13 protein-coding genes are annotated in these 14,169 nt (G+C 50.8%); 3 read left to right on the forward strand and 10 right to left on the reverse strand.

Translation table 11 applies throughout. The features are described 5' to 3' along the window. Window positions 1–803: NTTRR-F1 domain (locus AR333_RS25190; protein ID WP_216638991.1), on the reverse strand; the 803-nt coding region annotated here is incomplete at its 3' end. Window positions 804–1,016: 213 nt separating this feature from the next. Between AR333_RS25190 and AR333_RS20560 the strand changes: the two genes are divergently transcribed. Together AR333_RS20560 and AR333_RS20565 are read left to right on the forward strand one after the other, a co-directional pair. Further along, the gene (locus AR333_RS20560; RefSeq protein WP_068777251.1) at window positions 1,017–1,736 is read left to right on the forward strand and encodes a 3-ketoacyl-ACP reductase; all 720 of its coding nucleotides are present in this window, start codon (window positions 1,017–1,019) and stop codon (window positions 1,734–1,736) included. 108 nt (window positions 1,737–1,844) lie between these two features. Further along, window positions 1,845–2,354 (forward strand): cupin domain-containing protein, encoded by a 510-nt coding sequence (locus AR333_RS20565; RefSeq protein ID WP_068777252.1) that lies wholly within the window; start codon window positions 1,845–1,847, stop codon window positions 2,352–2,354. A gap of 169 nt (window positions 2,355–2,523) precedes the next feature. Here the strand turns inward: AR333_RS20565 and AR333_RS20575 are convergent, their stop codons facing one another. Beyond that, on the reverse strand, window positions 2,524–4,842 hold the full coding sequence (locus AR333_RS20575) for a UvrD-helicase domain-containing protein (RefSeq protein WP_068777254.1): 2,319 nt from the start codon (window positions 4,840–4,842) through the stop codon (window positions 2,524–2,526). A gap of 447 nt (window positions 4,843–5,289) precedes the next feature. On the opposite strand from AR333_RS20575, the gene AR333_RS20580 reads away from it, so the two are divergent. Continuing rightward, window positions 5,290–5,931 carry a cell wall hydrolase gene (locus tag AR333_RS20580; RefSeq protein ID WP_068777255.1) on the forward strand — a complete coding sequence of 214 codons (642 nt, stop codon included), beginning with the start codon at window positions 5,290–5,292 and terminating at the stop codon, window positions 5,929–5,931. A 300-nt stretch (window positions 5,932–6,231) separates the two neighbouring features. Here AR333_RS20580 and AR333_RS20590 read toward each other — a convergent pair whose 3' ends face one another. From AR333_RS20590 to ectB, 8 genes are all read right to left on the reverse strand, one after another. Beyond that, complete coding sequence (locus AR333_RS20590) at window positions 6,232–7,032, reverse strand: ABC transporter permease (RefSeq protein ID WP_201280819.1); 801 nt, start codon at window positions 7,030–7,032, stop codon at window positions 6,232–6,234. A gap of 5 nt (window positions 7,033–7,037) precedes the next feature. Further along, window positions 7,038–7,829, reverse strand: coding sequence for an ABC-2 family transporter protein (locus tag AR333_RS20595; protein ID WP_068777258.1), 792 nt, complete (start codon window positions 7,827–7,829; stop codon window positions 7,038–7,040). Beyond that, on the reverse strand, window positions 7,826–8,848 hold the full coding sequence (locus tag AR333_RS20600; RefSeq protein ID WP_068777259.1) for an ATP-binding cassette domain-containing protein: 1,023 nt from the start codon (window positions 8,846–8,848) through the stop codon (window positions 7,826–7,828). Before AR333_RS20600 ends, AR333_RS20595 begins: the two co-directional genes overlap by 4 nt. Before the next feature lie 68 nt (window positions 8,849–8,916). Further along, window positions 8,917–9,963, reverse strand: a complete 1,047-nt coding sequence (locus AR333_RS20605; protein WP_068777260.1) for a hypothetical protein — start codon at window positions 9,961–9,963, stop codon at window positions 8,917–8,919. 70 nt (window positions 9,964–10,033) lie between these two features. After that, complete coding sequence (locus AR333_RS20610) at window positions 10,034–11,134, reverse strand: branched-chain amino acid ABC transporter substrate-binding protein (RefSeq protein WP_068777261.1); 1,101 nt, start codon at window positions 11,132–11,134, stop codon at window positions 10,034–10,036. Between the two features lie 33 nt (window positions 11,135–11,167). Beyond that, complete coding sequence (locus AR333_RS20615; protein WP_068777262.1) at window positions 11,168–11,632, reverse strand: N-acetyltransferase; 465 nt, start codon at window positions 11,630–11,632, stop codon at window positions 11,168–11,170. Window positions 11,633–11,644: 12 nt separating this feature from the next. After that, window positions 11,645–12,850, reverse strand: coding sequence for an FAD-binding oxidoreductase (locus AR333_RS20620; RefSeq protein WP_068777263.1), 1,206 nt, complete (start codon window positions 12,848–12,850; stop codon window positions 11,645–11,647). A gap of 12 nt (window positions 12,851–12,862) precedes the next feature. Further along, window positions 12,863–14,137, reverse strand: a complete 1,275-nt coding sequence (ectB, locus tag AR333_RS20625) for a diaminobutyrate--2-oxoglutarate transaminase (protein WP_068777264.1) — start codon at window positions 14,135–14,137, stop codon at window positions 12,863–12,865. Between the last annotated feature and the right edge of the window lie 32 nt (window positions 14,138–14,169).

A 14,169-nucleotide genomic window follows, 5' to 3' on the forward strand; every position in this document is an offset into this window, starting at 1 on the left:
CCTGTCGCTCCATCGGCTCCCGTGGCACCTGTCGCTCCATCGGCTCCTGTGGCGCCCGTCGCTCCATCAGCTCCCGTAGCACCTGCTGCTCCATCGGCTCCCGTTGCGCCCGTCGCTCCATCGGCTCCCGTAGCACCCGTGGCACCTGTCGGTCCAGTTGGTCCTGTAGCTCCTGTACCACCTGTCGCACCACCGGTCGGGCCGGCTGGACCGGTATCACCTTGCGCACCGGTTGCACCAGTGGCTCCGGCCGCACCAGTTGGACCTGTTGCACCGTTTGCACCGGTAGGACCCGGAGCACCTGTTGCTCCTGTAACACCAGTTGCTTCTGCTCTTGTCAGAACAATCTCGTCGACCACAACATTCGAAGAACCGGCTAGTGGAGTCAGCGTAATCAGAACGGTAGCATAAAATGCATGATCCGGAACCGGATCGGTCACTGCATACAGCATTTTCCAATTGCCTTCGGAAGCATCCGGTAAGGTGCCGGAAAGAATGACCTCGGAATAGCCTAACGAAATGAATGTGTAGGACGCATCATAGTAAATAACAGATAAATTGACCTGCGGACTGACTAGACCACTTTGTTTGGCAAAAGAAGCAGAAACGGAATAGCTTGCACCAGGTTCCGCAACGGAAGCCTGTAAGATTCCTGCTCCCACCAATCCGCCGGTCAACTGCATGGCGTATTGCCCCGACTTCTGAACAGAATTCACCACTGAACTCGCGTAGACGGCCCATGGTGATGGATTTCCCGTTTCAAAATCCCCGTTTGTAATCAAATTAAAAAAAGTTACTGTCATTTTTCCACACCTCCTCTCTCTTAATCTATTAATAAATCGATGTAAACGACTGTAACATCCATCTATTTTCCGCTAAATGGTCATCTGTTGGTAAGTGGATTTCACTGCGTTCCGGAAACTGTAATTTTGATAATTAGGAACCGGTATGGTAATTTTAAAAGGAAGTGGAAATTTGTATATTTCCATATGAAGTGTGAAGAAGGAGAGACAACCATGCAGCTTACGAATAAAACAGCCATCATTACCGGCGCTGGAAAAGGCATCGGCAAAGCAGCCGCTATCGCCCTCGCTAAGGAAGGCGTACATCTGGGACTTCTTGCACGCAGCACGTCGGACCTGGAAGCACTTCAGCAAGAACTTTCCACAACTTATGGTGTTAAAGTACATTTCGCATCTGCGGATATTTCCAAATCTTCTGAAGTGAATCAGGCGATCCAATCTCTTACGGACGCACTGGGGCAAGTCGATATCCTCATTAATAACGCGGGAATTGCCCAATTCGGCACGCTTCTCGATATGGAGCAGGACGAGTGGGAACGCATTATTCAAGTCAATCTCATGGGAACTTACTATGTGACCCGCGCTGTCCTTCCTTCTATGGTGAAACAGAATAGCGGCAGCATTATTAACGTAGCTTCGACTGCCGGCGAACGCGGTTTTGCGACAGGTTCCGCTTACTGCGCTTCTAAATTCGGCGTGCTGGGCTTAACGGAATCCGTTCTGCAAGAAGTCCGCAAATCGAATATCCGCGTCACCGCTCTGACGCCCAGCACCGTCAATACAGACCTGGCGACTAACGCAGGCCTCAAAATCGGCGATGAAGACCGGATGATGCAGCCAGAAGACGTTGCCGAACTCATCCTGGCCACTCTGAAGCTTCCAGCAAGGGTCTTTGTCAAAGCGGCAGGAATTTGGACAACCAACCCTCAGTAAATTTTAAGATTCATCAGGAAAATAAATAGACCCTGCAGCTTTTTATTGGCGGCAGGGTCATTTTTATAAGACGTAAAGCAAGTCCAGTCCAGAAACGGAGGAATCTTTATGCCGAAGAAACCGGAAATCCAAACGCTATTGTTCAAAGATGAGGGAACGATTCCCAACAATCCAAGGCTGCCCGTCCTTCTCTATAAGGGGGCATTCGAAGGACAGGCCGCTAATGCCGAGAAGATCTTCAACCGGAATAACTGGTTGAACAGCTGGACGGGCGGCGTGTTCGACTACCATCACTACCACAGCACGGCTCATGAAGTGCTGGGCGTCATCAGCGGCTCCGCCGTTATCCAGCTCGGCGGAGAGCATGGACAGCCGGTCGAACTGGAGACCGGCGATGTGATTGCGCTTCCGGCCGGCACCGGCCACCGGAGACTATCGGCAACCGCCGATTTTCGGGTGGTCGGGGCTTATCCGGACGGGATGGAAGCCGATCTGCTTACCGGGCAAGCAGATGAACGGCCCGAAGCGCCGGAGCGGATCCAGCGCGTACCTGTTCCTTCATCCGATCCGGTCCACGGTGAGGACGGCCCTCTGCTAATTCACTGGAAGCAGACGTAAAACACCCCTTACAGAAAGCCGGACTGTTCCTATGGCCTTCGGCCGTCCGGCTTTTTTTTCGTAAAGGGGTGTGCTTTTATATTCCTTGTCCATTTCGGCTTTGTTTTTTAGCTCTGGCAAGTTCCGTTGCCGTTTACCGGCGCCCGCTTTCCCCAACTTCCTCACGTGCTTATTTGGCATGTCGTACAGGAACCTCTTTACTCCCCTGACTCATCGGGGACTTACACAGCGGGCAGCTCTTGGCCGGGGGCTCTGCTTCCACGGCCCCGGTTATCCGCGACCACGCCGGACAGCCGGACGCGCCGCAAATCCAGGCTGCCACTGTTTCCGTGGCAGCCGGAGAACTCCCTCCGGCCGCAGAAGACGCTGCCGGTGCAGCCGTCCAGATCGTGACGGATGTCCTTCCGGCACGGGCGGCGGCTGGACGCTTCGCAGCAGGCTCCGTTCCCGCTGCAGGAGGCGCGGCGAATGCCGCCAGCAGGAAGCGGGAGACCGCGGCCTGTCGGCCTCTGAAGCTGGCGGGAGAGCTTACGAACAGCTCCTCGCGCGCCCGCGTCACAGCCACATACGCCAGACGCCGCTCTTCCTCCAGCGCCGCGGCTTTGTCCGGCGCTTCGGCATCCAGCGCAGAGCTGTGCGGCAGACTGCCGTCGACCGCTCCGATTACGAAGACCACCGGAAACTCCAGTCCTTTGGAACGGTGAATGGTCATGAGCGAGATCCGGCTGCCTCGTTCCGGTGACCGCTCCTGTCTGCCGGACGTGGTTTTGACCGCAATCTCATTCACAAACTCCATAAATTCCGGAATCGTATCAAAACGCGCGGCGGATGATTCCAGCTCATCCAGCATCTCCTTCAACATTTCCTTGTGCTGGGTAACGGCCTGCTTCTCATCCGTCTCTACATACGCATTGTAGAACTGCTTGCGGATAAGCTTGATCGCCGCGGCCGGATTCATAGGAGTCAGATCGCGAATCAGCTCCAGCTTCTCCCGGATCTTCTCCTTGTGATAGTCTTTGCAATCCGGCATCGTCATCAAATGAATCAGCGGGCCCTTCTTGGGCTGTATTGCTTCCTGCCTGCGGATATGAGCCATTGCCTTCTCCCGGCCCAGATACATCGTGGGCATAATCCCCTCCATCGCCTCAAAATCACGCCGGTTCAGCGACAGCCGCAGATAATCCATGACGGGCTTGATCAGCCCATGCTGGTACAGCAGCTGCCCGTCCCCGTAATCGATATACGGGATATTCCGCAGCACCAGCTGCTCCAAGAGAGCCCGACAGCTGCCCGCCGAGCGGAACAGGACAGCGAAGTCGCCGTACTCCCGCCGCTTCCGCTCCACCTCATCCAGAATGTGGCGGATCACCGCATCGGCCTCATCCTCAGCCGACTTGGGACGCAAGTACCCGGGTACCGCCTCGCCGACCTTGGTTGCCTTCAGCTTCTTCGGCCGCCGCTTCACATTGCGGCGGATAATCCGGTTGCCCAGCCCCACGATCGAAGCTGTCGAACGGTAATTGATATCCAGCGTAATCACTTCAGCTCCCGGATAGATCTTCTCGAAATCCAGAATAAACTCGCTTCTTGCCCCGTTAAAGGTATAAATGGTCTGATCATCATCCCCGACAACCATCAAATTCCCATGAGGCTCGGCGATCATCCGGATTAGCTCGTACTGAAGCCCGTTCGTATCCTGGAATTCATCCACCATCACATATTCAAAACGGTTCTGAAGCATCCGCAGGAGCTCTTTATTCTCTTGAAGAACGTTGTGCGCGATCAGAAGAACGTCGTCAAAGTCCATCTTCCCGTTAGTCTGCATCCAGGATTCGTACCGGTTCAGAATGCTTTTGACGGCCTTCTCATGACTCGTCCCCTCCGGCAGATCCCGGAGTGCCATCCGGTTTATTTTATAAGAAGATAAAAGCGCAAGCAGCGTTTCGGGAGGATAAGCCTCCAGCGTTCCCAATTCCCGCATCATTTGTTTAAGCAGAATATGCTGTCTGCGCGGTTCGTTAAAAATCTCCAGACTGATCCCTTGTCTGCGGATAATCTGCAGAAAAAAAGAATGAAACGTCCGCGCCTCAAGCTGCGCGATATCCCGTTCCGTGATGCCCGGCAGCTTAGCGATCCGCGTTCTCATTTCGGCGGCTGCTTTGGTCGAGAAAGTGACGAGCAGAATATTCCTCGCCTGCACTTTTCTTACGGAAAGCAAATGCCCGGTACGGCAAATTAAAACGGAGGTTTTCCCTGAGCCTGCCCCTGCGATCGTTAACAGAGGGCCTGTAAAATGGCGGACCGCCCGAAGCTGTGGTTCGTTAAGTTCGATGCCCCTGCTCTCCAACTGGCGGAAATACGCCGTATCTTCTTCTCCGGGACCGACCAGCTGAACAGTGGTCTGAGCCGAAGCCAAGGGTGCTTGCGGAACGGCTTTCTCAGCCGCCCCCGCCGGTGTGTGTCTGACTGGCTGTGTATGAGTATCCAATTGCGTCTTCCCCTTCATTGCTCGTAAGTCTGCTATCTAGTACTATACCATCCCTGCTCCACTTTAAAAAACGCCGGAGACATCATTTGTAACACAAATGAAATGCAGTTTTCATCTTCTTTTAATGTAAGTAGCCTATACTAATATTCGACCCCCTTTTTTAATAAATAAACCTTAGACCTGCAGCCCGTTGCTGCGGGTCTCTTTTTTTGTCCGTCCTGTTTCGGTCGCCAAATCGAAGAAGCGAATTTTTTCTCCATGTACGGAGGCAATCTGCACATACTCTTCGAACTGTATAGAGACGAACCGGTAAGTTGGCCGGCTCCGTCACTCCCCTGTTTGCCGCTGATAAGCGTGGGCGGCAGCTTTTTATGACCAACGTAGGCCCCTTAGTCATATTGTCACGTCAACAACGTGGTCAGAAATTAAGAGGAGGAACACATACTTATGAAGAAACTACCTATCGTACTATCTGCCGCAGTTTGTGCTGTCGGCTTTGCAAGCGCCGCTCCTTCCGTCTCGGCTATGTCTTTGTCGACCGGAACCCAGAGCGAGCACGTACTGGATTTACAGGAGCGCCTCGATGCGCTCGGGTATTTTAACGCAGGCGTAACCGGATATTACGGAGCAGTCACCAAGGATTCCGTGGCAAAGTTCCAGCGCGCTTACGGTCTTCCCGCTGACGGGCAGGCGGATTCCCGGACCATCGCCAAGCTCAAACAAACAGCCGCGCCTCAAACGGATGCCCTGGAGCAAATGGCGCGCATCATCTATGCCGAGGCACGGGGTGAATCCTATCAGGGACAAGTGGCGATTGGCGCCGTCGTCATTAACCGCGTACAGTCCAACTCGTTCCCCGATTCGATCCCGGGCGTCATTCATCAGCGGGGCCAGTTCTCTGCCGTGAGAGACGGGCAGTATGCCATGAAGCCTAATGCGAGTGCTTACCAGGCGGCCCGTGCAGCTTTGAACGGATCGGACCCGACATCAGGCGCGCTATTCTACTACAATCCGGACATTGCCACATCGGCATGGAGTAAAGCGCGTCCTGCCAAAACTGTGATCGGAAATCACGTCTTCACCCACTAGGCGCAAGACAGGGCTTTCCTACACAGGTCTTACACGCTAATACAGCCATCTTTGCCCAGACCACGCAAAGATGGCTTTTTATTTGGGGAATTTGTCCAACTTCATGTTTAATCACACAAAAGTCCTCCTTATAGAGGCCGCTGCAAAACGAATACAAGTTTTGTAAATAACAACCCAGTACCGCGCCGGTACTGGGTTGTTCTATTGGTTGTTCTTTTACTGGTCCAAAAGGAAAGGGAGTGCTATTAAGACCAAAGCAGGCTTGCAGCGGTCTCTTTATAGCCTTTTCTTGTTGCAAGATCATGAGCCTGTTCCTGAATAGCTTTTGATGGCTTTATTCCAAGCCAGATAAGCCAGTGAAAATAAGAGAACCCCGACTAACGGCGAGCAGTAAGCCAGCAAATCGGCATCGGTGAAGGATTTTAAAAAGAGCTGGGATGGATAAAAGGCGACAAATCCGATGGGGAGGATAAACGTAAACAGAAATTTAAAAAAATTATTAAAAATGGTTACGGGGTATTTGACGATTTCTCTGAACCGGAAAACAAAAGCGATCACATGAAACGGATTCGTAATCCAGAAACCCGTTGCCGCTGCCATAATCATTAGAGAAACCATAATTAACGAAGAGCCCAGCAGAGCAATCAATAATAAAACGATGCTTACCAAATTCCAGGAGAGACCGAGTTGGACGGAAGCATAGATCAATCCGGCAGCCCCGAAGGCTAATTGGCTTAATCCTTTGATGTCAAAGACTTCGGACATGTAGTAGAACATGACATTAATGGGCTTCAAGTAATATTTGATAAACGTTCCGTCGATCAGATGGGTCCACAGATTCCAGATGTTATCGAAGAAAAGCTGCAGCGGGGATAAGGCAATCAGGGAAAACGAATAAATAAATAAAATTTCATAATAAGTAAAGCCTTCCAGGCTGGAGACGGAATTGAAAATGATCCACAAAGGCAGAATCCCCACAAGATTCGTTACCAGCATCCCGATCGAGCTTATAATAAAGTCGGCCCGGTATTGCATTTTCACTTTAAAATATTGAGAAGTGATTTTTAAGTAAATTTTAAAGTAAAACAAGAGTGTTCTCACTGCCATTAACCCCCGTTTATTGTGATGACCTTTAATGCCCTGTGATGAAAGAAACGACTAAGGATGAATAAAACAGAGATCCAGAAGAGTTGAACGGAGATGAATGTAAGGTAATCGGATGCCTGTAAGGTTGGTGTAATCAGAATAGTTAACGGAGTGTTGTAGATGGCTTGAAAAGGTAAAAGCTGAACAACTTCACGCAATGGTTCAGGAAAAAATGCCAAGGGAACCAGAGCGCCGGAAAAAAATAAAACGACCACTTCTTTGGTAATGCTGATCCCCCATATGGATTCGGTATAAAAGGAAAGCAAACCAATCATGTAATCGATCAGGAAAGCAATAATCAGGGCAAAGATAACGGCAAGAATAAAAAAGAGAAAGTTCAGTCGGATTTGAATGCCTGCTTGAAATACAAGAAGAATGAGCAGAAAGGACGGAACCGTAATCGTCAGAAAGTTAGAGAAGACGCCACCCAGCGAATTACAGAACCGGTTGAACTGATAGTCAAGAGGCTTAATTATATCGGTTATAATGTTCCCGCTGATAATGTCTCTGGACATGAACCATTCCGTATAAACTTGAAACATCACGGCCATAGAGGAGGCTAACGCGAGGTAAACAAAAACCTCATTGAAGGTCATGCCGTTGATTTCAGTGTTGTTCTTATAAATAGAGGACCACAGGAAATAAATGACGGTCAAATACAGAATATTGCCCAGGAAAGCAAAGATAAAGCTTGCTCTCCTTGATAATTCCGTCATGAAACTATTTCTGGCAATAACGAAATAGCGTTTCATGATACACCGCCCTCATAAATATTCCGGATGATTTGTTCGATATCGACCTCTTCGATTTTGATATCTTTCACCTGAAAGTGACTGATAACGAAATTCAGAACCTCCATCAGTTTTACCTCGTCCTGATTGATCGTCAGACTTATCCAGTAATCATCCGCTTTAACGACAGGTATAGTGGTTTTCGCTCCGAAATTAGCCTGTACTTTCTCCGCGATCTGAAGATGAAGGTCCGGATCATTCTCCGTACATTCCAGTTTGAGCGTTCGGAACGCCCCGAAAGAGCGGCTTACCGCCTGAATGCCCCCATCATAAATAATCGTCCCTTTATCGATAATAACGATTCTTTTGCATAAAGCCTCTATATCGCTCAAGTCATGCGTCGTTAAAATAATGGTCGTTTTCTTAATCTCATTTAATTTTTTTATGACATTTCTGATTTTATTCTTAATGGAGACATCCAGACCAATCGTGGGTTCGTCCAGAAAGATAACTTTGGGATTGTGCAGGAACGAGGCCGCTATGTCGCATAACATCCGTTGTCCCAGAGACAAAAACCTTACCGGTGTCGCATGCAGTTTATTCAAATTCAGGACTTCATTAAACGTATCCATATTCTCGTCAAAGCTCTTTTGATCCACCTTGTAGATTTCTTTCAAAATATTTAAAGACTCAATCACGGGCAAATCCCACCAAAGCTGACTCCTCTGGCCGAATACAACGCCAATTTGCTGCATATTGCGGGTCCGGTTCTTATACGGAATCTGGCCGTTCACCATAATGCTGCCCTCAGTCGGTTCCAATACACCTGTCATTATTTTGATGGTCGTGGATTTCCCGGCGCCATTGGGCCCCATGAACCCGACAATCTCTCCTTCTTCCACCTCCAGGGAAATCCCCTTGACGGCATGAACCATCCTGTAATCCCCGGAAAATAAATCTTTGAAAGCTCCCGACAATCCTTGCCTCCGGTTCAAAACTTTAAAGCTCTTGCTCAAATCATTAACTTGAATGATTCCCATCTGTGCATCACCGCTTCTTATTTGATAAAACAAGGCAGGCATCCGGGGCCGTTACGGCAGCCCCAGGCTCAGGCCACCGCAGTTCCGATCCGTGCCAGCTGATCCAGCAGCTTCCGCTCAAGCTGAATAATTTCCTCTTGAAATTGGCTGATTACGGTCTGATTTTTCTGCGTCTCTTCCGCACTGCCTTGTTCTCTTTTATGGATAAACATGACAAAATGGATGAGTTTCTTCCACGCTTCATGGCAATCGTTCATAAGCGTCTGAGTCTGTGCTATCCGAGCCGGATCTTCTTCGTTTGCCGCCATGAATTTCAAGATCATTTTAAAGAGCACTTTTTGCGTGTTCGCATAAGCCATACCCATGCCCGTATCGTGATTCAGAAGATAATCGAATTTGGGCCCGATCAGTTGCTCCTCTTGCCCTGCATATTCAAGAATCATACCGGACAGATCTGTTAATACGCCGGAAGCAGGGGCGGTGACAGGCGAAGTAAGAGGTTTCAGGACTTTAATGGTGCCGCGCATATATTCAAAGGATTCATTATAAAGCCGGTACCCGGATTCCAGCATCTCGTAGAGCATGTAGAATTGGGAACATACATCGCCGGTACGGGTGCGCAGGGCAGGATAAGGTTTGCTGTTGGTTAAGGAAACGTTGTGCTCGCCATCCTGAATAACGAATACCTTTCTTTCGCTGTCAAACCCTTTAATCAGGGTCAAATGAGGATGATCTTTCTTTAGATATTCCTCGCAGTAGAAGATCGCCTTTTTATTGACCGGTACAAAGACAGGCCATCCGTTCCTTACTTGCTCTTCAATCTTCAGGACGAGGTCCTCATCTGCGGGTAAAGCAGCGATCTCCAGACCCAGTTTTTCTTTCAGAACAAAGGCTTCGGTCAAATCTAAAGAATCGTTATTGTAAGGCTGCGGAAATTGGGGATCGGACCGGACATTATAATGGAGATAAAAGTAGAAATACAGATAGAACAAATCGGGATTCTGTTGTCCATACGCTTGAGTCGCTATATACTTGGGCACATAAAAGCAATTCAGTCCATGTTCGTCATACAAGTTCTGATCAAATAAACAGTCAATCCCATCAATGACTTGCATCGCTTAACCCCCCGGCAATTTAGACTCGGTTCCTCAAAGTACACTCATACGGCTTGTACACTAAATGGGCCTACGCCCGTGACGGCCATTTAACAAACCGCCCGTCCTTCACCTGGTGTGTGTTCCAGGCAAAATTCATAGGCTCCCCTTTGTAGTTCACGTGCAGCTTCCCTACAAGAGAATCCTTCGTAAAGCTCTCCATCCGGATCTTGTCGATAAACGCATGCAGCCCTCTTTGAGCCAGGATGTGAATGGACTCCAGACCTTGACGGGCGGCCAAGTAACTTGTTACCGAATAGGCCCCGGGTTCCAGGCCCGACAAGTCCACATACCTTTGGCGAAACGCTTCATAATCGGAATGGTCCGTATTAACTCCCGTAGAGACCACATAGACTTCACCCTGTAAACCTTGGGCCGCAGCCAGAAACTCCTCCAGATAAGCATCGTCTCCCAGAACCACCGAACCTCGGTAACCGGCTTCCTTTAACTGTTCAAGAAGTTCTGCCCCTGCCAGATAAGTTCCGGCAAAAACAACGGTGTCCAAACCGGCCAGATTAGTGGCGGTCAAGGCATGGCCCTTCCCGTCCGATTCCGTCGCCACCTCGATCCCGCTGCGCACAAGAGTGCCTCTTAATAATCCGGCCAGAGTACGCCCGTACAGAATATCCTGCCAGACGAGAGCAACCTTGCCGGCGCCTCCCCGTACGACCACATCCGTCATCGCTTCAGCCATGTCATCGTCTCTTCCGTAATACCGGACAACATTGCGCAGCCCCATCGCCGTAAGAAGCGGATTGGAAGTACCCGGCGCAAGGAAGGGGATGCCCGCTTGCTCGTACACTTGAGCGGCACGGAGAGCCTCCGTGCTGCTGCAGTGACCGATCACGATATCCGCTCCTGATCTGACGAGCCGCCTGGGAGCGGTACTGTCGTCGTTCTCATCGAGCGTATCCTCTTCCCACAGCAGTTCAAGCTCGTAGGGAGGATCGCTTTGCAGCCATTCTTGGGCGCCTGCCAAACACCCGAAGCACAGCTCCCTGGCATGCGCACTGGTCAGATTGCTGCTGATTCCCAGTCTGACCTTGGGGCGCCGGTTATTGGTCCGGGGAAGTCTGAGAAGCTCCCCCGGATTAAAGGATGTGGAACCGGCTATCGTAGCTAGGCTGTTCATCGGAACACTCCCGTTCTCCTCATATTCGCCTCGTTAGACGGTCGGCATGAAATAATGGTAAAATTCCAGATCCTTCTCAAATCCGACTCTTTCGTACAGCGTCTGAGCGCTGTGATTATGTACAGAGGTCGACAGAATCAGACCTTTGCCTCCGGTACTCCGTGAAAGTTCCGCTGCCTTCCCAATCAGCATTTCTCCCACCCGCTTGCCACGCATTTCCGGGATGACGTACAGGTCATTCAGAATCCATAATTTTTTTAGAGAGACGCTGGAAAAGCTCGGATACAGCTGGGTAAACCCCACTGCGGTATCATGCTCGTAAGCAAGGAAAAGAACCGATTCCCCATTCCGGAGCCGATCTTCAAGGAATCTCCTGGCTTGACCCGGGTCACTGTCCTGCTTGTAGAACTGTCTATAGGAGTCAAACAGCGGAACAAGATCGTCGATCTGCTTGTCAGATGCGGCAATAACACGGACATTGGCTGTTAATTCAGACATTCTTAGCCCTCCTTATCTCGAAATAGTGGCATTATCCTGGCTATAGCGGTGGGAATCAACCCAAGGCTGCACCCTGTCAAAGCGTGACGCGTAGAAAGGGGATAAATCTACGGTGGAAGCTTTTCCGTGAAGAATAAGCTCGCTCAGCCCTCTTCCGATGGCAGGAGCCGTCTTAAAAGAAGTCCCGCTGTCTCCCGCAACCGTGTACAGCCCCGAATACGGCTCAAGCGGGCCGATGACCGGACGCGAGTCCGGACTTGTCATGAACAAGCCGGCCCAATTCCCGCGTGCGTTAGCGTTATTCATAACCGGATACCTGCTGGCCAGCAGCTCCCGGTATTCCCTGATCAAATGATCGGGAACACTCTCGGACGCCCTGATCCTTCCATGAATGGGCCTGACACCGGATTCGGAACCCATCAGGGTACAGGACTCGCTCGTCGGACGGAACCAGGTATTATGGACATAATCCATACATGTCGGGTGCCTCTGAGTCCGCTCCGGCGTCCAGCGAAAAGTGACAATGCGTGTCAGAGTAGGTGTCAGTCCCAGGTCGAGACCCAAAGGTGCAAACAAACGATTCGCCCCGATTCCCGCTGCTACGACAACGACAGGCGAATGGATCATTCCCTGATTGGTCAGGACCCCTTGAACCTGGTTGTTGCTGTGCACGATTCTGACGGCTCCCGTCCCGATCCGGTATTCAGCACCCAAATCCCGGGAAGCCTGCATGAAAGAATAATTAGCCGCATTAGGATCGGCATATCCCGCCGATTCTTCAAAGCCCACATAATCAATAGACTCTTCCATATACATCGAAGAGTCTATTTGATTGACTTCATCCCGGGCAATTAGCCGGATCGGGATACCCATAGCTCGCTGCCAGCTCATATTATGCTTCAAATCGGCAAGTTTGCCGGGCGGCACGATAACGACCAGGCCGCATGGGTCGAACCCGCAGCTTCCCCCGACAATCCCTTCCCAATTCTGAAAATATTCCAGGCTCGTTAAAGCCAGCCGGGCCTCTGCTTCATTGGTATAGTTGCAGCGGACCAGCCCCCCGCTTTTTCCCGTTGCACCTGTGGAAAGCTGGGATTTTTCCAGCACCACGATTTTCCCCGCCTTTTCTCTCGCAAGATGAAAAGCCAGGCTGGTGCCGTTAATGCCGCCTCCGATAATGACTACATCCGCACAGTCGGATGATGCGTGCTTAGTCATAATAACGTCTCCTTAAACACTCAAAAGTGTATCTTCCAGGACTTGCTCCATAGAGCGTCTTAAAATACCAAGTCCGGCCTTCAGGTTCTCATCTGAGATCGTCAATGGAGGAAGCAGCTTAACGACTTGATCGGACCGGCCGCAAGTTTCAATGATCAGACCGTTCGTAAATGCCTGCCTGGAAATCGTTTCGGCCAGAAGTCCATGCTTCACATCCACACCAAGCATCAAGCCTCTTCCTTTTACGACTGCTTCCCCTTCCGGAAAAAGAGTGCACAAATCCTGCAGCGTCTGCCGAATATAAGCAGACTTCACAGCAAGCGATTCCTGGAAGCGCCTGTCTCTCCAATAATTGCGTATGGCTGCAGAGGCCCCTACAAAGCCCAGGTTATTCCCTCTGAAAGTTCCGTTGTGCTCCCCGGGCTGCCAGACATCCAGCTCCGGTTTGAGCAGGACAAGAGCCATCGGAAGCCCATAACCGCTTAAGGACTTGGCAAGACACACGATATCCGGTGTGATTCCCATTTCTTCAAAACTGAAGAACGTCCCCGTTCGGCCGCATCCCGCCTGAATGTCATCCACAATTAACGGCACTTCCAGTCTGCGGGCGAGTGAAGCAAGACCTTGCAGCCATTCGGATGTTGCCGTGTTCAGGCCTCCTTCTCCCTGGACCAGCTCCACCAGAAAGCCGGCCGGCGGCTCTACTCCGCTTCCCCGGTTGGTCAGGGTCTTCTCCATGTATTCCAGCGTCGTATCGGGGCTTCCCAGAGAGCCGCAATAAGGCATGAAAGTGACACCCGGAAGACTGATCCCGGCCGCCGACCGTTTGACTGGGTCCGTAGTAGCCGACAGCGCTCCGAGACTCATGCCGTGAAACGCATTCGTAAACGCGATGATGTTGGTCCTTCCGGTCACTTTGCGGGCAAGTTTCATGGCAGCTTCCACCGCATTGGTGCCGGCCGGTCCCGGGAATTGCAGTTTGTAGTCCAGCCCCCGGGGCTTCAGAATATGGGTTACGAAGTCCTCGATAAAACTCCGTTTAGCAGTCGTATACATGTCCAGGGAATGAACGATCCCCTCCTCCTGCAGATATGCGGTAATTTCTTGCCGGATCGGCCCGTTATTATGCCCGTAATTTAACGAACTCGCGCCTGATAAAAAATCCAGATAAGGGTTGCCGGCTTCATCATAGATCAGGTCTCCCGAAGCCTTTCTGAAAACCGCCGGAAAACTCCGGCAATAGCTGCGCACATTAGATTCGTACTCTGCAAATGTAGAGTCATTCATTCTCCTATCACTCCTTTTACCCGCTGAAATAT

Origin of the sequence: Paenibacillus sp. FJAT-26967, from assembly GCF_001541095.1 — a bacterium.
GTDB lineage: Bacteria > Bacillota > Bacilli > Paenibacillales > NBRC-103111 > Paenibacillus_F.

Bases quoted from the DNA above. Each gene is read 5' to 3' on its own strand.
- AR333_RS20615 (WP_068777262.1), bottom strand. From the start codon at position 11,632: ATGTCTGAATTAACAGCCAATGTCCGTGTTATTGCCGCATCTGACAAG.
- AR333_RS20580 (WP_068777255.1), top strand. From the start codon at position 5,290: ATGAAGAAACTACCTATCGTACTATCTGCCGCAGTTTGTGCTGTCGGC.
- AR333_RS20560 (WP_068777251.1), top strand. From the start codon at position 1,017: ATGCAGCTTACGAATAAAACAGCCATCATTACCGGCGCTGGAAAAGGC.
- AR333_RS20605 (WP_068777260.1), bottom strand. From the start codon at position 9,963: ATGCAAGTCATTGATGGGATTGACTGTTTATTTGATCAGAACTTGTAT.
- ectB (WP_068777264.1), bottom strand. From the start codon at position 14,137: ATGAATGACTCTACATTTGCAGAGTACGAATCTAATGTGCGCAGCTAT.
- AR333_RS20595 (WP_068777258.1), bottom strand. From the start codon at position 7,829: ATGAAACGCTATTTCGTTATTGCCAGAAATAGTTTCATGACGGAATTA.
- AR333_RS20600 (WP_068777259.1), bottom strand. From the start codon at position 8,848: ATGGGAATCATTCAAGTTAATGATTTGAGCAAGAGCTTTAAAGTTTTG.
- AR333_RS20620 (WP_068777263.1), bottom strand. From the start codon at position 12,850: ATGACTAAGCACGCATCATCCGACTGTGCGGATGTAGTCATTATCGGA.
- AR333_RS20610 (WP_068777261.1), bottom strand. From the start codon at position 11,134: ATGAACAGCCTAGCTACGATAGCCGGTTCCACATCCTTTAATCCGGGG.
- AR333_RS20565 (WP_068777252.1), top strand. From the start codon at position 1,845: ATGCCGAAGAAACCGGAAATCCAAACGCTATTGTTCAAAGATGAGGGA.